This is a genomic window from Pseudomonadales bacterium, from assembly GCA_041395665.1.
In the GTDB taxonomy this organism is placed as follows: Bacteria; Pseudomonadota; Gammaproteobacteria; order Pseudomonadales; family UBA7239; genus UBA7239.
In genome coordinates this window covers 418,503-438,507 of sequence record JAWLAB010000001.1, presented here as the reverse complement: position 1 = coordinate 438,507, position 20,005 = coordinate 418,503, and the positions used below count along the sequence as shown (strand labels likewise).

Annotated in this window: 17 protein-coding genes; 11 read left to right on the top strand and 6 right to left on the bottom strand. The window is 49.9% G+C overall.

All coding sequences use genetic code 11. From position 1 onward, the window contains the following. Window positions 1-106: 106 nt before the first annotated feature. From R3E63_02370 to R3E63_02360, 3 genes are all read left to right on the top strand, one after another. Window positions 107-1,318, top strand: coding sequence for a cytochrome P450 (locus R3E63_02370; protein MEZ5538807.1), 1,212 nt, complete (start codon window positions 107-109; stop codon window positions 1,316-1,318). A 126-nt stretch (window positions 1,319-1,444) separates the two neighbouring features. Then, complete coding sequence (gene ccsA, locus R3E63_02365; GenBank protein MEZ5538806.1) at window positions 1,445-2,260, top strand: cytochrome c biogenesis protein CcsA; 816 nt, start codon at window positions 1,445-1,447, stop codon at window positions 2,258-2,260. Between the two features lie 85 nt (window positions 2,261-2,345). Beyond that, on the top strand, window positions 2,346-3,626 hold the full coding sequence (locus R3E63_02360; protein ID MEZ5538805.1) for an HlyC/CorC family transporter: 1,281 nt from the start codon (window positions 2,346-2,348) through the stop codon (window positions 3,624-3,626). On the opposite strand, the gene R3E63_02355 is transcribed toward R3E63_02360, so the two are convergent. The 4 genes from R3E63_02355 to R3E63_02340 form a co-directional block, all read right to left on the bottom strand. Further along, window positions 3,623-4,921, bottom strand: a complete 1,299-nt coding sequence (locus tag R3E63_02355) for a hypothetical protein (protein ID MEZ5538804.1) — start codon at window positions 4,919-4,921, stop codon at window positions 3,623-3,625. The two genes, R3E63_02360 and R3E63_02355, sit on opposite strands and share 4 nt — an antisense overlap. Next, the gene (locus R3E63_02350) at window positions 4,918-5,319 is read right to left on the bottom strand and encodes a TM2 domain-containing protein (GenBank protein ID MEZ5538803.1); all 402 of its coding nucleotides are present in this window, start codon (window positions 5,317-5,319) and stop codon (window positions 4,918-4,920) included. Before R3E63_02350 ends, R3E63_02355 begins: the two co-directional genes overlap by 4 nt. A gap of 61 nt (window positions 5,320-5,380) precedes the next feature. Then, window positions 5,381-6,055 (bottom strand): nucleotidyltransferase family protein, encoded by a 675-nt coding sequence (locus R3E63_02345; GenBank protein MEZ5538802.1) that lies wholly within the window; start codon window positions 6,053-6,055, stop codon window positions 5,381-5,383. A gap of 13 nt (window positions 6,056-6,068) precedes the next feature. Then, a complete protein-coding gene (locus tag R3E63_02340) occupies window positions 6,069-7,076 on the bottom strand; it encodes a phosphotransferase (protein ID MEZ5538801.1) in 1,008 nt (335 codons plus the stop codon). Between the two features lie 163 nt (window positions 7,077-7,239). Between R3E63_02340 and lptD the strand changes: the two genes are divergently transcribed. Genes lptD through R3E63_02310 form a run of 6 tightly spaced genes read left to right on the top strand, consistent with a single transcriptional unit; the run spans window position 7,240 to window position 14,208 of the window. Then, entirely contained in the window at window positions 7,240-10,149 is a 2,910-nt protein-coding gene (gene lptD, locus R3E63_02335; GenBank protein ID MEZ5538800.1) for an LPS assembly protein LptD, read from the top strand. Between the two features lie 32 nt (window positions 10,150-10,181). Beyond that, window positions 10,182-11,189: a peptidylprolyl isomerase gene (locus R3E63_02330; protein MEZ5538799.1), complete on the top strand. Its 1,008-nt coding sequence runs from the start codon at window positions 10,182-10,184 to the stop codon at window positions 11,187-11,189. A gap of 21 nt (window positions 11,190-11,210) precedes the next feature. Beyond that, window positions 11,211-12,209, top strand: a complete 999-nt coding sequence (gene pdxA, locus R3E63_02325; GenBank protein MEZ5538798.1) for a 4-hydroxythreonine-4-phosphate dehydrogenase PdxA — start codon at window positions 11,211-11,213, stop codon at window positions 12,207-12,209. Continuing rightward, the gene (gene rsmA, locus R3E63_02320) at window positions 12,209-13,006 is read left to right on the top strand and encodes a 16S rRNA (adenine(1518)-N(6)/adenine(1519)-N(6))-dimethyltransferase RsmA (GenBank protein ID MEZ5538797.1); all 798 of its coding nucleotides are present in this window, start codon (window positions 12,209-12,211) and stop codon (window positions 13,004-13,006) included. The genes pdxA and rsmA overlap by 1 nt, the downstream gene beginning before the upstream one ends. After that, the gene (apaG, locus tag R3E63_02315) at window positions 13,006-13,374 is read left to right on the top strand and encodes a Co2+/Mg2+ efflux protein ApaG (protein ID MEZ5538796.1); all 369 of its coding nucleotides are present in this window, start codon (window positions 13,006-13,008) and stop codon (window positions 13,372-13,374) included. Before rsmA ends, apaG begins: the two co-directional genes overlap by 1 nt. A 15-nt stretch (window positions 13,375-13,389) precedes the next feature. Continuing rightward, entirely contained in the window at window positions 13,390-14,208 is an 819-nt protein-coding gene (locus R3E63_02310; GenBank protein MEZ5538795.1) for a symmetrical bis(5'-nucleosyl)-tetraphosphatase, read from the top strand. 11 nt (window positions 14,209-14,219) lie between these two features. Here the strand turns inward: R3E63_02310 and R3E63_02305 are convergent, their stop codons facing one another. Together R3E63_02305 and argH are read right to left on the bottom strand one after the other, a co-directional pair. After that, on the bottom strand, window positions 14,220-16,598 hold the full coding sequence (locus R3E63_02305; GenBank protein ID MEZ5538794.1) for a phosphoketolase family protein: 2,379 nt from the start codon (window positions 16,596-16,598) through the stop codon (window positions 14,220-14,222). Window positions 16,599-16,666: 68 nt separating this feature from the next. Further along, window positions 16,667-18,112 (bottom strand): argininosuccinate lyase, encoded by a 1,446-nt coding sequence (argH, locus tag R3E63_02300; GenBank protein ID MEZ5538793.1) that lies wholly within the window; start codon window positions 18,110-18,112, stop codon window positions 16,667-16,669. 57 nt (window positions 18,113-18,169) lie between these two features. On the opposite strand from argH, the gene R3E63_02295 reads away from it, so the two are divergent. Together R3E63_02295 and R3E63_02290 are read left to right on the top strand one after the other, a co-directional pair. Beyond that, window positions 18,170-19,252, top strand: a complete 1,083-nt coding sequence (locus tag R3E63_02295) for a histidine kinase (protein MEZ5538792.1) — start codon at window positions 18,170-18,172, stop codon at window positions 19,250-19,252. Further along, window positions 19,249-20,001, top strand: coding sequence for a LytTR family DNA-binding domain-containing protein (locus tag R3E63_02290; protein ID MEZ5538791.1), 753 nt, complete (start codon window positions 19,249-19,251; stop codon window positions 19,999-20,001). The genes R3E63_02295 and R3E63_02290 overlap by 4 nt, the downstream gene beginning before the upstream one ends. Window positions 20,002-20,005: the final 4 nt, after the last annotated feature.

Genomic DNA, 20,005 nt, shown 5'->3' with positions numbered 1-20,005 from the left:
TTTGTCGTTTTGATTTACCGCAAGACATTGGCAGAACCTGACTGGTGTACACGGGATTGTTTGCGGCACAATGCAGCGACACCCATTCAGAAGTCGGAGTACCTACATGAGCACAGTTGATTACGATCCCTATTCCCACGAAGCCATGAAGGATCCTTATGCCCTTTATGCCGCCATGCGTAAAGAAGGCAAGCCGCACTTTATGCCGAAGTACAACGGTTGGGCGCTGGCGCGTTTCCAAGACATTTGGGATGCGAGCAGCAAAGTGGACGACAACTGCACCTTCACCAAGGGTCAAACACCAGGACAGGTGTTGCTGGGCGAGCCCGTGCCTGTCACCTTTATGACCATGGATGCACCAGATCACCGCAAATGGCGCGGTCTGATTCGCCATGAGTTCACGCCAGAAGGTGTGCGCGAACAAGAAGCGCGCCTGCGTGCACTCACCAAAGAAATACTGGCTCCACTGCTGAAAAAAGGTCAGTTCGACATTTACAGTGAACTCGCCAACCGCGTTACCTGTATCAACGCCGGCCACAACCTCGGTCTACCGCGCGAAGACGCTGAAAAATGGCGCGCATTGATCGATGACATGCTGCACCGTGAAGAAGGCCAAGTGGGCGGTAGCTCACCGCGCAACCAAGCGGCAGCGCAGGAGTTATTTGGCTACTTTGGTCAATATGTTCACCAGCTGCGCAACGACCCTGCGCTGGCACAGCGCTATACCAAAATCTTCTTAGAAGCCAATGTCGAAGGGCGCACACTCACCGACGAAGAGATGATGTTCCACCTGTTTTCGTTATTGGTTGTCGGCTCTGAAACTACGCCAATTACTGTTGCCGGCACTTTCTGGAACTTGCAGAACAATCCGGATCAGAAAGCCGCTGTACTGGCCGAAGCAAAAGAAGGCAAATTTGATCTGGCACGCAAAGCCTTCCTAGAAACCATACGCTTTGACCAGCCCACCAACATGTTGGCGCGGACCGCGAAGCGCGATTTCGAATTGAATGGCGTCGAAATCAAAGCAGGTCAGCCGGTGTTGTTTTTGTACGCCTCTGCTGAACGCGATGAAACCATCCACCCCGATCCAGATAAGTTCGACTTGTATCGTCAACCTACGGCGAAGAGTTTGATGTTTGGTCACGGTGGCCACAAGTGCCTTGGCTTGCATTTGGGCGTGTTGATGGGCTGTATCCTTGTTGAGGAAATCCTGAAAGCTGCACCAGACTTTGAAGTGGTTGGAGATCAATGCGAGCGCGTTTACGGCGAGCATTTGTCCGGCTGGGGCAAGGTAGTGATCAAATTCAAACCTCATTGATTCAAGCCCTAGCACGATGAAAGAGGCACTACGGTGCCTCTTTTTTTACCCGCGATTTTCATTTCGCGTTTTTCTCAACCGTAGTCTGTGCCACACTGAACACTTTCGCGGATTGAATCGATTGCTATGTCAACCACACTGGCTGGATTGCTCGCTTGTTTTTTCTATACCTATTTAGCCGGTTGGCGATGGCGCAACTGGCACTCAACCGTTTCGCCAACCACACCCAGCACACCGCACGCTTTGTATATTGCCATCGCGGTAGCCGCTTTGAGCCTACACGGTTTTAGTCTTTATGCATTAATAGATACAACCGCTGGTTTTAATTTTTCTTTTTTTCGTGTGTCGTCACTCATTTTTTGGGTTATTTGCATAACGGTGTTTGCCAGCAGCTTTCGCCTTCCTCTGCCGATACTACTGCCGCCATTTTTTGTGATGACGGCCATCAGCGTTCTCTGTTCTATTCTGATTGAAAGTCCTTACACGCCTCACTCGCTGACTTACCCTCAAGCACTGCATATTTTGTTATCCATTCTTTCCTACAGCATTCTCACCATCGCAGCGATGCAGGCTTTAGCACTCGCCCTGCAAGACCATTTGCTCAAAACAAAACAATTACAAAAAGTGATGGCTCAACTGCCTCCACTGCAAACGATGGAGTTTTTATTGTTTCAAATGCTGTGGGCTGGCTCGGTGTTGCTGGCTTTGTCCATTGCCAGTGGCTTGCTGTTTTTACAAGACATACTGGCGCAGCATTTAGCACACAAAATGTTTTTCTCGTTTGGCGCTCTGCTGGTGTACTGCATATTGCTGTGGGGAAGGTATCGACACGGTTGGCGCGGCAAGCAGGCCATTCGTTGGACGCTCGGCGGTTTTATCGCCTTGATGCTCGCCTATTTCGGCACCAAATTAGTCTTGGAAATTCTGCTGCATAGCGCGTAAGCGTATAAGCAACAACGACTAACGGTTGCGTAAGCCTGATTATTTTCTGACAATAAGAGACCTTGTTTCTTTTACAGGCAACACCTTGGACGACATTTCCATAGGCCTGCTGATCGGTGTATTGGCTTGTCTCACGCTTTTGGGCGCTTTCTTTTCCGGTGCGGAAACCGGTATCGTTTCACTGAATCGCTACAAACTGCGCCATTTGATTAAAAAAAACCATCGCGCAGCAAAACTGGTGGACTTTTTACTGTCCCGTCCCGACCGCTTTTTTGGCATTGTTCTCATCGGCAACAACCTTGCCAATGCCGCTACTGCTGCGATAGCGGCGATTGTCGTACAACGCATTTACGGCAGCACGGGTGCAGCGATTGCTACTTTTGTCATGACGCTAGTGACGATTATTTTTGCAGAAATTATTCCCAAAATGCTGGGCGCACTGTATCCAGAACGCATCGCGTTTCCCGCCAGCTATGTGTTGTATCCGCTACTCAAAATTCTCTACCCTCTGGTGTGGTTCACCAATGTCATATCCAACAGTTTTTTGCGTCTTTTTGGTATCACACCGGATAAAGCCAACAGCGATCAGTTAAGCGCTGATGAGTTGCGCACTGTGGTGCGCGAATCAGGAAAAATTATTTCACCGCGCTATCGCGGTATGTTGCTCAACATCCTCGACCTCGGCCAAATGACTGTGCAAGGCATCATGGTGCCACGCGCACAAGTTACTGGTATCGACATGAGTCGCAGTGATGCAGAAATCATGGCACTGCTGTGCAAAACTGAATATACGCGCGTTCCCGTTTACCAAGGTGAAATAAACAACATTCTTGGTATTTTGCACATGCGTCGCATCGGGCGCTTGTACGATGATGCCGCCAATGAACGCGATGTGCGCGACTTTATCCTCGCCAATATGCGCGAACCGTATTTTGTGCCAGAAACAACGCCACTGAATACACAGCTGCTCAATTTTCAAAAAGAAAAACGACGCATCGGCCTCGTGGTTGATGAATACGGTGATGTACAGGGCATTGTGACACTGGAAGATATTCTGGAAGAAATTGTCGGCGAATTCACGACCAACTTGGGCGAAAGCAACAGTGAGTTTGAACGCTTGCCCAATGATTTTTTTCGCATCAACTGCAGTGCCAATATTCGCGATATCAACAAACACCTCGATTGGCATTTGCCCGTCAAACCCAACAGTGCGCGCACCTTAAATGGACTATTTCTTGAACACCTAGGGCTGATTCCCGCTGGCAATACTTGCTTTGTGATTGGGCAATACTATTTTGAAACGGAAAGCATAGCTGATCACAAAATTCAAAGTGTGATCGTCTTTGAGAAGAAAAACGCGCGTTAGCGTTCGAGTAAACGCGCGATTTGGCTATCCAATAAGTTGCGATGCTGCTGTGCGAACGCAGTAATGCGGCAAAAAGATTTTCCGCCTTCACCGTGCTCAACGGCTAGCGTCAAATTCTCTTGTGCTTGCAACAACTCGCCGACTTCTGCGCTCACTGCCAACTGCGCATTGCCCACTTGATTGCATAACCAGCGGCTGCGTTGTTCATCCGTCGTTTGCTGGCGATTGCGCAAAATATCGTTATCACACGGCGAATGGTGATCCAGCGCCAAGCTCCACTGTAACTGTATGCCCAGCTCGTCATCGCGACAGGCTTGCAATACATTGCACAGCACATCCGCACAGCAGGCAGCGCGCAACAACACCTCAGCCACAGGTGCATCGACAGGGAACACAATTTTGATACAAGAACCAGCCGCTGGCATGCGCTGCGCGTGATAAAGCCGCGTGGTTTTTTTCACTTGTTCTTGCACTTGATCCAGTAAAACGCGCAGACGATCACGGCTTACCTGCCGCTGCAAAACATCGATGTTGTGACATTCCAACAGCAAGTACACATAACCGCCTCGACCATCAAATAACGAAGCAGCCGCTTCATGAAGTTCTGCGGGTGATGGTGTTTGAATTTGCAAAACATACTGTTGCAAATGCTCCATTAACTGACGCATTTCATGCTCACTCAAGTTACTGGGGCGTGAGGAAAAACAAGTCTCCATGACTTCGACAGGGACTCTCTCCATTAAAACAGTTGCCAACGCATTGCGCTGTTGACGAATATCTCGTGTGAAGTAGTAACTCAGCATCAATAATGCAACAAAAGACGCCACAAATAATGTAGCCAATGCCCAGCGTATTTCTGGCAATAAACTTTCAATTTTTTCTACTTCTAAGATGACATTGACGCTGCCCGTCATGTTGTCGCCGAAACCAAGCGTTGCTGTGTAACTGCGCAAAAAATGGCGCTGCGATAATTCACTGGGCGTTGCGCCTGCCTGCGCCAACAATGCATTGCTCGCATCGTAAATACTGACACTCACCACACTCGGCACTTTCATCAAACGAGCGAGCTGCGCTTGTAATCCCACTTGATCGCGCTGAATGGCGGCATCCAAAGAATTTTGTGCCAACTGCTCCGCTACTGTGGTGCCGTAAGTATCGATGGTGCTACCAACTAACCACTCAACACGCGCGACAAGAAAAACGCCTATCAACAAAAAGACTGCAAAAAATATCGCGCCGTATCCCGATACGATACGCAGCAGCAGTGACCCTTTTAGTGCATCAACTACTTTCATTGATTTTCCTGCGCATTCTGTATAGAAATTTGATCGTTCAATGTCCAAAAATCATAGAGAACACCCAAGCCACATAAACCCGCTGTGAACAAATACAAAATCGCTGTCAGCCATTTGCCTTGATAAAAGCGATGAATACCAAACACGCCGAGGAATGTCAGCAAAATCCATGCGAGGTTGTAATCCAAACTTCCTGATGCAAAACGCAAATCCGCTTCTCTATCCATGCTAGGAATCAAAAATAAATCGATCAACCAACCTATGCCCAATAAACCCAAAGTAAAAAACCAAAGCGTGCCGGTAACAGGCTTTCCGTAATAAAAACGGTGTGCACCGAGAAATCCAAAAATCCACAATAGATACCCGATGGTTTTGAGATGCGTATCGCGTTGCTGCATGACATGACTCGTTGATGGCGTTTAACCGCCGAATTATATACAGAACACTTGTGCTGTTTTTTTACGCCAGCTTTTGCGTCAACTGTTGCAGGCGCTGCGGCGTGCCTACATCCAGCCAATAACCTTGATAGTGCTCACCGCTGACGGCGGCTTGCTGCATGGCAGGCAGCAAGACTTCACGCAACGGAAAAGCAGAGCCAGCTCGCTCGCGCCACGCAGAAAATAAATCTGGCGATAACACCGAGACGCCACTAAAAGTCAGCCCTTGTTCCTCGCCGCGCGGCTGCACTTTTCCATCCTGCAACACAAAATCGCCCTGCGGGTGATGCTCGGGGTTATTCACCAATACCAAATGTGCCAGCGCGCCATTCGCAAAATGATTGGGCAGTGTGTTCAGTGGAAAATCTGTCCAAATATCGCCATTGATGACGAGAAACGGTGCATCACCCAACAGCGGCAATGCCTTGACGATACCGCCCGCCGTTTCCAACGGCTGCGATTCCCGCGAGTAAGCAATCTGCACGCCCCATGTACTGCCATCGCCCAACGCCTCTTCAATCATGCAACCGAGATGGGCGATGTTGATGACCAGCTCACGAAACCCAGCAGCGGCGAGGCGTTCAATATGGCGCACAATCAGCGGCTTGCCCGCCACATCCAGCAAGGGCTTAGGGCAGTGGTCGGTCAGCGGTCGCATACGCGTACCCAAACCCGCCGCCAGAATCATTGCTTTCATGGTCAGACGCTCGTCACGGCAAGGGCTTCCACCACGGCTGCCGCTGGCAAGCGGGCAGAATGCGCTCCTGCATCCACTGAGCGAATTCCGCCGTTTGTGGATACTGCTCCGCAACCGATACGGTGTAGTGCAGCACCAAAGGCAGGTCATTGAGATAGCCCGCTTTGCCGTCACGCAGCCAGAGGCGGGCGAAAATACCCAGCACTTTGATGTGCCGCTGCAGCCCCATGAAATCAAACCATTGCAGGAATTGCTGATCGCTGTCGCCAGCTGGCTTTCCTTGATTGATCAGCTTTTTACGGTAAGCAAGCGCCCACTGTTTCACCCGTTCTGGCTGCCAGTAGATGTAGCAATCGCGCAGCAGAGACACCAAATCGTAGGTGATCGGGCCGACCACCGCATCCTGAAAATCTATCGTCACCAACTCAGCAAGCTCGCCGCACAACATCACATTGCGCGCATGGAAATCGCGATGCACTAGCACTTGCGGTTGATCCAGCGCGCTGTGCACCAAGCCATCGAAGCAGTTATCCAACAGCGTTTGCTCGTTGCGGCCACAAGGTTGATCGAGCAGCCCTTGTACAAACCAAGTGGGGAACAACGCCATCTCATCCCACAATCGTTGACCGTCATACAGCGGCACAGCATCCGCAGGCACGGAAACAGATTGCAGCGCCAGCAACATAGCCAAGGCGCTCTCGTACAGGGCATCGACCGAGTGATCATTCAGCGCGGGCAGCAGTAATTGATCGCCGCAATCTTCCACCAACAAAAAGCCGCGACTAAGGTCCGTCGCCAACACTGCCGGCACACGCACGCCGCTAGAAGCCAGCAACTGAGACACCGCCAAATACTGCTCGCTGTTTTCGGTGGCGGGCGGTGCATACACCGCCATCACCGGTGGCTGGCTGTTCGACACGGAAGTAACGGCGAAATCCGGCATCACCAGATAGAGGCAACAACGCACCCGTTGCGCCATGCCCGCCTGTTGTTTTACCCATGTCGCTAACTGCTGTTCCACCGCTGTGCCCGCACTCGTTTATCTCAAACGCGGCATTCTAACCGCCAGCCCGTCTTGCGCCACAGCTCGAGTAAATCCTTTACAATGCGGCGTTCAATTGCCCGCCCGAAACATCTCGCCTGTGGCTTGTCGGGAATGCACAGCACAGCATGGAAAAGACTTGATGAACTCGATTGCTCCCTTTGCGCGTTTGCGCGTTTCGCGCCTGACTTTGACTGGTCTCGGATTGGTGTTGGCCGCCTCAACAGCGATGACCACCCAAGCATCCGGTTGGGACTGCAACACCAACGAACGCGGTGAATGGCTCTGCCAAGCGGGCACTGGCGTGACGGTAGACACTGGCGCTACCGTGGCATCGTCGCAAAATAAAAAATCAGCGGAAGATGCTGCTATCGAAGCGATTGCTTACGGCAGACAAGAAAGCAATAACGCAACAGAAGAATCATCAAAAGATCCAAGCTCTCCAACACATAAAGTGCGTATCAGTGATGACTGGGTGCCGTTCGATAAATTGACAGCGGAGCAAAAAGAAAAACTCACCGACGCACAGCGACACGAAGCCTCCATGTGTTGCGGTATGTATGTTGATCCAACAGAAAATGGCGATCAAACCAAACCGGAAGATGCAGAAATTCAAGCGCACGCCGATAAAACTTATACCGATATCAACAGCCAACTCACGCGCTTAAAAGGCAATGTACATGTGAGTCAAGGTAATCGATATCTGCGTGCAGATACCGTGACGCTACGCAGAGAACCGCGCCAAATCGCACTGCGCGGCAATGTGGCATTGCGCGAACCCGGTTTGTTGTTAACCGGCAGCCGAGCGGATATGCAAGTCGAAGAAAATACTGCGCAAATGGAAAATGTGCGCTACTTAATGCACAAAGCGCATGTGCAAGGTAAGGCGCAAAGTTTGAGCCGCAGTAACACCGGCGTCGTTGCTTTAACCGATGCCAGTTATAGCTACTGTCCGGTGGGCAGTGAGCAATGGACGCTCAATGCCAGCTCACTGACTTTAGATCCCAACGATTCACAAGGCCGCGCGCGCAATGTCACGCTGCGCGTAAAAGGCGTGCCTATTTTTTACACGCCGTATTTGCAATTCCCACTGGGCGACGAGCGTATGTCTGGCTTTCTCGTGCCTTCGTTTAGTTTTGGTGAAAACGGTTTAGATATTTCTACACCGTACTATTTCAACTTAGCACCGAATTACGATTTGATTCTTACGCCGCGCTACATGAGTGATCGCGGTTTAATGTTAAGTGCTAAAGGTCGCTACATGACCGAACACACTTACGGCAGCGCCTTAGTCAGTATTTTGCCGAGTGATCAAGAAGCCGATCGCAATATCGATGATGACCGCTGGTTCTTCAACTTCAAACAGAACGGCGCGGATAAACATTGGGAAAGTATGGTGGATTACTCCTCCGTCAGCGATTCACAATATTTCCACGATCTTGGATCTGACGGCATTCAAGGCACCAACACCGCGCAATTGCGTCAGCAGGCACAGTTCGATTTCCTGCCGGACGACCACTGGCGTTTAGGTATCATCGCGAAACAATTCCAAACACTGAACGATTCCAGTTTGCTTGACGATGTCAACGAATTGATTCGTGCCAACACCATTCCATTTTGGTATCGCACGCTTTTGCAAAACTATCAGTTAGCTGATCCACACAAAGTATTGCCATCTTTGTTTGCCGATGCCGACTACGCGTTAGATAACGGTTTAGAAATCAACCTGCATCATTCTGTGACGCGTTTTGATCATGAACATGAGGGTCGCATCCAACCAAATCTATTCTTCGATACCGATTACAGACCGTTGATTGACCCCGTTACTCTACTGCCAGTTATTGACCCCTTTACCAATCGCACCACTTATCTTGGTGAGCATGAGTTTATTGCCGGTCAACGCATGAATCTCGATTACAGCATTGCGTTTCCTATGCGTACCGCTGGCGCATTTTTCACGCCAAAAATTGGTATACGCCATGTATCACAATCCTTGGATGAAACGACTTTCTTCACACCTGACAGCAACCCGTCAGCTTCGGCAGCTTATGTCAGCCTCGACAGCGGTTTAATTTTCGAACGCGATGCCAATTTCTTTGGTCGTGACTACAAGCAAACGCTTGAACCGAAATTGTCGTACTACTACGCCAACCCCGGCGATCAAGACGACATGTACAACTTCGATAGCAATTCGCTGTCGATGTCCTACGCACAGTTGTTCCGCGAAAATCGTTTTGCAGGTGAAGATTACATTGCCGATAACAATCAGCTGTCTGTGGGCGTTAGCTCGCGCCTGCTGAGCCCAGTCACCGGCCGTGAGTTGCTGCGCGTGGGTGTGGGTCAAGCGTTTTATCTCGATAAGCGCGATGTTGTCTTGGCAGATAACCCTGTCCGCGCCAGGTATGAACGCGATCGTTCACGCTCCGCACTGGTGTTTGACGCCGCTGCACGCATCACCAACGAATGGGATATCCGCACAGAAACACTGTGGAACGAAGATACAGCACAGCGCGAGCGGCAATCGTTGGCCTTGCGCTACCGCGATGGCAAAGGCCTTTTGTTTAACGCCGGCTACCAATACATTGACCGTGAAGAAGAATGGCAGCCTACGGCTTACAATCCAGCAACTGGCGCGATTCTTAGCACGCCACCTGTTATCGATCCTATTACAGGCTATGTCACCGCCATGCCACTGATCGGCCAAGGCACTTACCTTGACCGCAACGTGCAGCAATTTTATGTGTCCGGCGCTTATCCCATCACCAATCAATGGAGCTTGATCGGCCACTGGAATCGCGACACCACCAACGACCGCAATTTGGAAACCATCGCCGGTGTGGAGTACGACAACTGCTGTTGGAGCGTGCGCGTGGTGGCACGACAATGGGTCGTCAACGAACACTTTGTTAACGACGCAGGCCTGCAAGACACCGACAACGGTATCTTCCTGCAAGTACAGTTCAAGAGCCTAGGCAATGTGGGTGACAGCGTAGACAGCATGTTGTCTGACAGCATCGTGGGCTATCAAGATCGTTATAAAACGATCGATTGATGCGCGCTCAAGCCACACAAAAGGAACTCTCGATGAAGAACCTATTTTTCACCGGTCGTACACTGACTGCAGTTGCGACCATTGCACTAGGGATTGCGCTCTCACCTGTTGTGCAAGCAGAAACTTCTTCACAACAACCACTGGATAAGGTGGCTGCCGTTGTCAATGAAGATGTCATCATGCTCAGCGAGTTGGCACTGCAATCGCGTATGCTCGCTGTACAAATGAAGCAAGCAGGGCAGCCTCTGCCACCCAATGATGTCTTACAAAAACAAGTGTTAGAAAAACTCACGGCCGAAAGTTTGCAGTTACAAATCGGTGAGCGCGCCGGCATTAAAGTTAGCAAAGAACAATTGGACGCGGCAGTTAAGAGCATCGCTGCACAAAATAAATTAAGCCCCGAGGCTTTTCGTAAAGAATTGGCCGCGCAGGGCATTCCTTTTGGTATGTTTCGTGAAAACATTCGCCGCCAAATTATTTTGCAGCAAGTGCAGCAAGCGTATGTGATCAAACGCATTGAAATTTCTGATCAAGATGTCGACAACTTCCTCGCTTCAGAAGAAGGTCGCCGTCTTGCCATGCAAGAAGCGATCGATAAACCGATCAACCAAACACAAGCGCGACACATCCTGATTAAACCTTCAGCCATTCGCAATGACGAAGAGACTCGCGCTGTGCTGCAAAAAATTCACGATGTCGTGCTAAACGGTGGCGACTTCTCTGCTCTCGCCAAAAAATATTCTGAAGATCCGGGCTCTGCCATGAAAGGCGGTGATCTCGGTTGGGTTTCACCAGGACAAGTGGTGCCGGAATTTGAAGCGGCGATGGATAACACCGCCAGCGGCTCTGTTTCTGAACCTTTTCAGACACAATTTGGCTGGCATGTAGTGCAAGTGCTCGATCGTCGCGCACAAAACATGAGCGAAACCATCATGCGCCAACAAGCGCAAATGATTTTGCGCAAACGCCACTTTCAAGACGAATTGCCGCGTTGGTTGAAAGAATTGCGCGATCAAGCGTATGTAAAAATTAATCTCTAAGCGCGTGGGTGGCGCATTGCTATGACGCTCGCCATCGCACTCACGCCAGGTGAACCCGCTGGTATTGGCTCCGACATCACCGTACAAATCGCGCAGCACGCACAAACAATTCCCATCATTGCTTACGCCGATCCCGTGCTGTTGCAAAAACGCGCAGAACAATTGGACCTGCCTTTAACACTGATTGATGTCAGCAATTACGCGCCGCAAACAGCATGCACGGCAGGTTCGCTCTACATTCGTCCACATTATTGCAAAGCGCCTGTCGCCGCTGGCGAGTTGGATACGCGCAACGCCGACTATGTTTTGCAATGTCTGCTCGCAGCAGCCAAAGATTGTTTGGCCGCGCCGCAACATTTAGCGTTAGTGACGGGTCCCGTGCAAAAAAGCATCATCAATGACGCGGGCATTACCTTCAGCGGTCACACCGAATTTTTGCAAGCAATTGCGGGCTGCGACAAAGTGGTGATGCTGTTGGCAACACCGCGTTTGCGCGTGGCGCTCGTCACCACACATTTACCACTGCGCGCTGTACCGGATGCCATTACGCCAGACAATTTACGCCGCACGCTAGAAATTATTCACGCTGATATGCAGCGTTATTTCACCGCACAAGCACCGCGTATTGCTGTGTGTGGATTGAATCCGCACGCTGGTGAAAAAGGGCATCTAGGCAGTGAAGAAATGACTGTCATCGAACCAGTAATCAATGCATTGCGTGAAAAAAGTTTCCATTTAATGGGGCCACTGCCGGCGGATACCGCCTTCACGGCTGCGCTGCGCGAGCAAACCGATGTGTTCGTGGCGATGTATCACGATCAAGGTTTGCCCGTACTCAAAGCAGACGGTTTTGGTGAAGCCATCAATGTCACTTTGGGTTTGCCATTTGTGCGCACATCGGTCGATCACGGTACGGCATTGGATTTAGCCGGCAGCGGTTTAGCACAACACAGCAGCTTGCAACACGCGATTGATAATGCGGTGCAAATGCTGCAACACGCTGCAACAAGAGCGCGCTGATGCAAGACAAAACGACACACACGCCGCGCAAACGCTTCGGGCAAAACTTTTTGCACGACACGCGCATGATTCAACGCATCGCCAGCAGTATCGGCCTTACAGCCAACGACACCGTTTTAGAAATCGGCCCTGGGCAGGGCGCACTCACCGAAGTCTTGCTGCCTTATCAAGCGCAACTGACTGCCGTGGAATTGGATCGCGATTTGGTGAGATTACTGCGCGAAAAATTTGCTAGCAATACAAACTTTCAATTGCTCGAAGGCGATGCCCTGCAATTTGATATTGCATCACTGTCGCCTGCAGCGAGCAGCGTGCGCGTAGTCGGCAACTTGCCTTACAACATTTCCACACCACTGTTATTTCATTTGTTGAATCAGCGCGCATGGATTCGTGACATGCATTTCATGTTGCAGAAAGAAGTGGTGCAACGCTTGGCAGCAGAGCCCGGCGGCAAAGACTACGGGCGACTGAGTGTGATGGCGCAATACTATTGCCGCGTGATGCCGCTGTTTGATGTGCCGCCTGGTTGTTTTTTTCCACCGCCGAAAGTGATGTCCGCGATTGTGCGCTTACAGCCGCGTGAACCAGAAATTACTGCGCACGATCCACAACTGCTGGCAACTTTAGTGAATACCGCTTTTCAGCAGCGCAGAAAGACCTTGCGCAATACTTTGAAAACGCTGGCGAATGAAACACACATGCTTGCCGTCAACATCAATCCAGAAGCACGCGCAGAAACACTTTCTGTTGCCGATTTTGTTCGGCTCTCCAATGTTTTGTACGAGGAATCACGGTAATGTCCGGCATCAGCATTCAGGTAAAAACTCAATTTCTCGATGAACATTCTTCACCCGCCGTGCCGCGCTACGCGTTTGCTTATTCCATCAGCATCACCAACAACGGCGAAGAGCCGGTGCAATTGTTGCGCCGCCACTGGATCATCACCGATGGCAATCGTAAAGTCGAAGAAGTGCGCGGCGATGGCGTTGTCGGTGAACAACCGTGGATTGCGCCGCATCAAGCATTTCATTACACCAGCGGCGCTGTGCTGCAAACGCCGGTCGGCATGATGGAAGGCAGCTACACCATGCAGCGCGAAAACGGCGATACATTCAAAGCATTAATTCCGCGCTTTATGCTCGCCAAACCCGGCTCTCTGCACTGAAACGAGAATCAATACATGGCCACTTATGCTGTGGGCGATTTGCAAGGCTGCTTCAACGAATTGCAACAAGTGTTGGCATTGGCGCAATTTGATCCTGCAAACGATGTGTTGTGGTTAACGGGTGATCTCGTCAATCGCGGGCCACAATCCTTAGACTGTTTGCGTTTTGTTAAAAACTTAGGCGGTGCTGCAAAAATCGTTTTAGGTAATCACGATTTACATTTGCTCGCTGTTGCCATGGTAGGAGCAGAAAGTAAAAACAAAGACACGCTGACTGATATTCTCAACGCACCCGATTGTGCTGAATTGATGGCTTGGTTGCGCCAACAACCGTTAATGCTGATCGATCGTCAGAAAAAAATTGTCATGTCACATGCTGGAATTTTTCCTGCATGGAATCTTGAATACGCACAGCAACGCGCGCAAGAAGTGGAAGCTGTTTTGCAGTCCGATCAATGCGACGATTTTTTACGCGCCATGTACGGCAACGAACCTGACAACTGGCGCGATGATTTGCAAGGCATGGCGCGGCTGCGTTTTATTACCAATGCTTTTACGCGTATGCGTATTTGCGCAACCAGTGGTGATGTAGCACAACAGCACGCATTACAGCTGCAATTCAAAAAAGGTGTTGATGAAATACCTGCTGGCTATGCGCCGTGGTTTACGCAATTCACGCCACCATCTGGCTGGCGCGTTTTGTTCGGTCACTGGGCTGCGTTGCAAACACAAACGCAGCGCGATGACATTATTGCGCTCGACAGCGGTTGCGTATGGGGCAAGCATCTCACGCTGTATCGTGTGGACGATGGCGCGTATTTTTATTCAAGCTGATCGCGCTATTATTATTCGCCCCACACCCACTCATCAATTTCCGGTAAATCAACACCGTGTTCATGCGCATACATGCGACACTCAATCTGCTTGCTGCGCCATGTTTCTCGCGCATGCGCGCCGATTTCTGACAGCGCCGGCACACGATTGAGCACATCAATCGCCAAACTAAACCGATCAATTTGATTTTCTATCGCCAATTCCATCGGCGTGTTGATACTGCCTTTTTCTTTATAACCGCGCACATGCAAATTGTCGTGATTAGTGCGGCGATAAGTAAGACGATGAATCAGCCACGGATAACCGTGGAAATTAAAAATAATCGGCTTATTCGTAGTAAATAAACTATCAAAGTCTGCATCATTCAAGCCGTGTGGATGTTCACTCGGCGGCACTAAACGATACAGATCAATCACATTGATAAATCGAATACGCAATGATGGAAACGCTTTTCGCAACAATTGCGTCGCAGCGAGCGCTTCTTTTGTAGTGACATCGCCGCAACCAACCATCACGACATCCGGTTCTTCGCCGTTGTCATTGCTGGCCCACTGCCAAATATCTATGCCTTTGACGCAATGTTTAATCGCGTCATCCATATTGAGATACTGCAGATGCTTTTGTTTATCCGCAACGATGACATTGATGTAGTCTTCACTTTTTAGACAATGATTTGCCACACACAACAAAGTATTGGCGTCAGGTGGCAAATAAATACGCGTAACCGATGGGCTTTTATTGAGCACCACATCTAAAAATCCAGGATCTTGATGCGTAAAACCATTGTGATCTTGTCGCCATACGGTCGAAGTGATCAACAAATTTAACGAGGAAACTGGTGCACGCCACGACACTTTGCTGCACATATCCAACCATTTGGCGTGTTGGTTAAACATGGAATCAATGACATGCACAAACGCTTCATACGTTGAAAAAAATCCGTGGCGGCCAGTGAGCAAATAGCCTTCCAACCATCCTTCTAAAGTGTGTTCGGATAACATTTCCATGACGCGACCATCTGCAGACAGTTGTCCACCATCAGCATCTTCCGGCAGAAAATCAGCCATCCATGTTTTTTTACTGACGGTGTAAATATCATCCAATTTATTGGAAGTGTTTTCATCCGGTGAAAACACACGGAAGTTGTGCATATTTTGCTGCATTACATCGCGCAGAAACTGGCCGAGTGGTCGCGTATTTTCTGCAGCGCTTTCACCGGCAGCAGAAACACTAACGGCATAATCACAAAAATCGGGTAGACGCAGCGCGCGACGCACTAAGCCACCATTGGTATGCGGATTGGCACCCATGCGGCGCGCACCAACCGGTGACAACGCCTTCAAGTGAGGCAACAACGCGCCCTGCTCATCAAACAATTCGTGTGGACGATAGCTGAGCAACCACTGTTCTAATTGCGCAAGATGTTCTGGATTTTCACGCACTTTTTGCAGCGGCACTTGATGCGCACGCCAAAAACCAGCCACGCGATGGCCGTCTACTTCCTCAGGCCCCGTCCAACCCTTCGGGGTACGCAACACAATCATCGGCCAACGCGGTCTTTCTACTGCATTTTTTGCTGCACTGTTTTCGCGTGCTTTTTGCCAGATGGCATGAATGCGCTGCACGCAATGATCCAATATTTGCGCCATCTGTTGATGCAATGCCATAGGCTCATCGCCTTCAACAAAATAAGGCTCCCAACCATAGCCGCAAAATAATGCACGCAATTCTTCATGACTGATGCGCGACAAAATAGTGGGGTTATTAATTTTGTAACCATTCAAATGCAGCACAGGCAACACAGCACCATCGCGTGCAGGATTGAGAAATTTATTGCTGTGCCATGAAGTTGCCAGCGGACCTGTTTCCGCTTCACCATCGCCTACTGCAACCGCAACAATCAACTCCGGATTATCAAATGCAGCACCAAATGCATGAGAGAGCGAATAACCAAGCTCTCCACCTTCATGAATCGAGCCCGGCAATTCTGGTGTGCAATGACTACCAATACCGCCCGGAAAAGAAAATGCGCGAAAAAATTCACGCATGCCATTTTCATCTTCCGCCTTGTTTGGGTAATACTCTGAATAAGTCCCTTCAAGATACACAGGCGCCAATACGCCAGGCGCGCCGTGCCCAGGACCAGCAAGAAAAATTACTTCTTGTTCGTAAGCGCGAATAATGCGATTGAGGTGCGTGTAAATAAATGAAAGCCCAGGGCTAGAACCCCAATGGCCTAACAAGCGTTTTTTGATATGTGATGATTGCAATGGTTCGCGCAACAGTGGGTTGTCGCGCAGATAAATCATACCTGCAGCTAAATAATTACACGCACGCCACCAGGCATCTAAATCGTGTAACTCCTCGTTGCTAACTTCTTTATTATTCATATCAACAACATCTCCGTGCTAGAGAGCTATCTTCAAAAATTACCACGATATTTTGAATATGCCTTTCTTTATGACGCACAGCGCCCGCGCACATCCAACAACGCAGCAGCGCGCGCAGCAGCAGCTTTCACTTGCGCCGGTGCAGTGCCGCCGATGTGATTGCGCGCATTGACTGAACCTTCCAGCGTCAACACCGCAAACACATCGTTCTCGATCATCGCACCAAACGACTGTAATTCTGCCAACGACATTTCCGCTAAATCTTTGCCCGTGCTAACGCCGTGCCCCACAGCTTTGCCGACAATTTCATGTGCATCACGAAACGCCACACCTTTGCGCACTAAATAATCGGCGAGATCGGTTGCTGTCGCAAAACCACGGCGCGCCGCTTCGTACATCACTTCTTTTTTCGGTTGAATGGCAGGAATCATGTCAGCAAAAGCGCGCAAGCAATCTTTCACCGTATCAATGGTATCGAACAGCGGTTCTTTGTCTTCTTGATTGTCTTTGTTATACGCCAACGGCTGACTTTTCATCAGCGTCAGTAATGCAATGAGATGACCATTCACACGCCCGCTTTTTCCGCGCACCAATTCCGGCACATCGGGATTTTTTTTCTGCGGCATGATGGAAGAGCCGGTGCAAAAACGATCGGGCAAATTGACAAAATTAAATTGTGAGGAAGTCCACAACACCAGCTCCTCACTCATGCGCGACAAGTGCGTGGTAATCAATGCCGCAGCAGCACAAAACTCAATCGCAAAATCGCGATCACTAACGGAATCGAGTGAGTTTTCTGTCGGCTTATCAAAACCGAGCAGTGATGCGGTTTGCGCGCGATCAATAGGATAAGTCGTGCCCGCCAACGCCGCCGCGCCCAACGGTGATTGGTTCAAGCGTTTACGGCAATCTTGCAGACGCGAATAATCGCGCTCCAACATTTCATTCCACGCCAACAGGTGATGCCCAAAAGTAATCGGTTGCGCGGTTTGCAAATGCGTGAAGCCAGGCATGATGGTGGCGTGCTCGCGAGCCGCCAACTCCACCATGCCGCGTTGCAAGCGCGTCAACTCACATAAAATATTGTCAATTTCATCGCGCAAATACAGACGCACATCGGTGGCGACTTGGTCGTTGCGCGAACGACCGGTGTGCAATTTTTTTCCAGCAATGCCGATCGCATCTGTCAGGCGCGCCTCGATATTCATGTGCACATCTTCCAGCGCAATCGACCACTCAAATTGACCGGCCTCAATCTGCGCCAAAATAGCGCGCAGCCCTTTTTGAATCGCTGAAAAATCGGCATCTGTGAGTACGCCAACACTGTGCAGCATTTGCGCGTGCGCCAAGGAGCCACGAATGTCTTGTCGATACAAACGCTGATCAAAGACCACTGAGGCGGTAAAACGCTCCACAAACGCATCTGTCGCTTCACTGAAGCGACCGCCCCACGGTTTAATCGTGCTATCGTCACCGTGTTGTGTCGTGCTGGATGAAGTTTTTTTATCGCTCATAGCGTCGTTGTCCGGCCAAAGATTTGTGTGAATTTACAGGGAATCGATTATATCAGTATGCCTTCACTAGACCGTTTAGAACCGCGCACCGACGAGCGCGACACATATTTCTACCTGCCGGACCTGTGCAGCATCACCGCGCTGTTGCCGCTGATTTTGGTGGGTCAGTTGTTGGCGCTGGTGCTGACGCTCGCGGCATCGCCCCTGCCGGCATTTAACTGGCCGCGCTTTTCACTGCTGGCCTGCGAAATTTTGTGGATCGTCTTGGTGGGTGCAGCAGTTTTATGCCGCTTGCGCCCACTATTGCCACGCGTAACGGCAACAACCGGCGTGGCATTGTGTTTTGCCAGTTTACTGGCCGTCATTGCTGCTGTGGCAATCGCCGGCCAATGGTTGATGGCCTACCTCACGCTGAATTGGTCGCAGAGCGCATGGTTGATGATCCAACATTTGGCGATCGGCGGGATTTTGTCTGGCTTGGTCTTGCGCTACTTCTATCTACAACAACAACTGCATTTACAGCGTGAAATACAAATTCGTGCCACGCTACAAGCACGATTTCAATCTCTGCAATCGCGTATTCGCCCGCATTTTTTATTCAACAGCATGAACAGTATCGCCAGTTTAATTGATAGCGATCCTGACACTGCCGAGCGCGTAGTCGAAGACATGAGCGCATTGTTTCGCGCCAGTTTATCGGCAGCAGAAGATTTGGTGGCACTGGAGCAAGAAATTTCTTTATGCCAACGCTATATCCACATCGAGCAGCTACGCTTAGGAGAAAGACTACAAGTGCAGTGGGATATCCAACTACAAAACCCTCAAGTAAAAATTCCATCATTTTCTCTACAGCCATTGATTGAAAATGCCATCTATCACGGCATACAACCGCTGACACGAGGCGGCACAATCAACATCACTCTCAGTGATAATAACGATATTCTACGCTGTGTTGTGAGCAATCCTTTTACTGAAGAGACGGCCAATATTGCACGCAGCGGCAACGGTATGGCTTTAGAAAATTTAGAGCAGCGTTTGAAAACACATTATGGCAGCGCTATTAATTTTTCTATCTTGCGAGAAAAAAACCTGTTCACCGTACAGTTTAGTATCCCTCTGCACACAGGAGCGCGTGCATGAATATTCTTATCGTCGATGATGAAAAATTAGCACGCGACCGTTTGGCGCGCTTGATTGAAAAATCGGAACAACACTGTGTTGTCGGCGAAGCGAACAACGGCTATGAAGCCATTGAACAAGTGGAAAAATTACAGCCGGATATTGTGCTGCTGGATATTCGCATGCCCGGCATGGATGGCTTGGAAGTGGCGCGTCACTTAACCAAACTCGACAATCCCCCCGCGATTATTTTTTGTACCGCTTACGGCGAGCACGCGTTGGAAGCCTTTCAAACACAAGCGGTTGGCTATTTATTAAAACCTGTCAAAGCCGAACAACTTTTAACTGCTCTCAATACCGCCATCAAGCCCAATCGCGCGCAGTTAGTGCAGATTTCTGCCAGCACTCAGCCTGAAGTATCGACTAAAAAAACAGCCGCACGCCAGCACATCAGCGCCAGCACACGGCACGGCTTGGTATTGCTGCCTGTCAGCGAAGTACGCTGTTTTATCGCGGATCACAAATATGTCACGGTGTACCACACCAAAGGCGAATTGCTAATTGACGACCCGCTCAAAGATTTAGAAGAAGAGTTTGGCGATCGTTTCGTGCGTGTACACCGCAACGCTTTAGCCTCTATCGCTCATGTGCAAAGTATGGAAAAAAAATCAGAAGGTCACTATTTACTCACCATACAGGGCATCGACTTTAAGCCAGCTATCAGCCGCCGCAATGTCACACAACTGCGTGAACAATTAAAGCTTTTGTAGCACT

What these genes read in the sequence shown, in the direction of transcription:
- ccsA (MEZ5538806.1), top strand. Translation starts at nt 1,445, where the DNA reads ATGTCAACCACACTGGCTGGATTGCTCGCTTGTTTTTTCTATACCTAT.
- lptD (MEZ5538800.1), top strand. Translation starts at nt 7,240, where the DNA reads ATGAACTCGATTGCTCCCTTTGCGCGTTTGCGCGTTTCGCGCCTGACT.
- R3E63_02305 (MEZ5538794.1), bottom strand. Translation starts at nt 16,598, where the DNA reads ATGAATAATAAAGAAGTTAGCAACGAGGAGTTACACGATTTAGATGCC.
- R3E63_02370 (MEZ5538807.1), top strand. Translation starts at nt 107, where the DNA reads ATGAGCACAGTTGATTACGATCCCTATTCCCACGAAGCCATGAAGGAT.
- R3E63_02345 (MEZ5538802.1), bottom strand. Translation starts at nt 6,055, where the DNA reads ATGAAAGCAATGATTCTGGCGGCGGGTTTGGGTACGCGTATGCGACCG.
- pdxA (MEZ5538798.1), top strand. Translation starts at nt 11,211, where the DNA reads ATGACGCTCGCCATCGCACTCACGCCAGGTGAACCCGCTGGTATTGGC.
- argH (MEZ5538793.1), bottom strand. Translation starts at nt 18,112, where the DNA reads ATGAGCGATAAAAAAACTTCATCCAGCACGACACAACACGGTGACGAT.
- apaG (MEZ5538796.1), top strand. Translation starts at nt 13,006, where the DNA reads ATGTCCGGCATCAGCATTCAGGTAAAAACTCAATTTCTCGATGAACAT.
- R3E63_02310 (MEZ5538795.1), top strand. Translation starts at nt 13,390, where the DNA reads ATGGCCACTTATGCTGTGGGCGATTTGCAAGGCTGCTTCAACGAATTG.
- rsmA (MEZ5538797.1), top strand. Translation starts at nt 12,209, where the DNA reads ATGCAAGACAAAACGACACACACGCCGCGCAAACGCTTCGGGCAAAAC.
- R3E63_02350 (MEZ5538803.1), bottom strand. Translation starts at nt 5,319, where the DNA reads ATGCAGCAACGCGATACGCATCTCAAAACCATCGGGTATCTATTGTGG.
- R3E63_02330 (MEZ5538799.1), top strand. Translation starts at nt 10,182, where the DNA reads ATGAAGAACCTATTTTTCACCGGTCGTACACTGACTGCAGTTGCGACC.
- R3E63_02355 (MEZ5538804.1), bottom strand. Translation starts at nt 4,921, where the DNA reads ATGAAAGTAGTTGATGCACTAAAAGGGTCACTGCTGCTGCGTATCGTA.
- R3E63_02295 (MEZ5538792.1), top strand. Translation starts at nt 18,170, where the DNA reads ATGCCTTCACTAGACCGTTTAGAACCGCGCACCGACGAGCGCGACACA.
- R3E63_02290 (MEZ5538791.1), top strand. Translation starts at nt 19,249, where the DNA reads ATGAATATTCTTATCGTCGATGATGAAAAATTAGCACGCGACCGTTTG.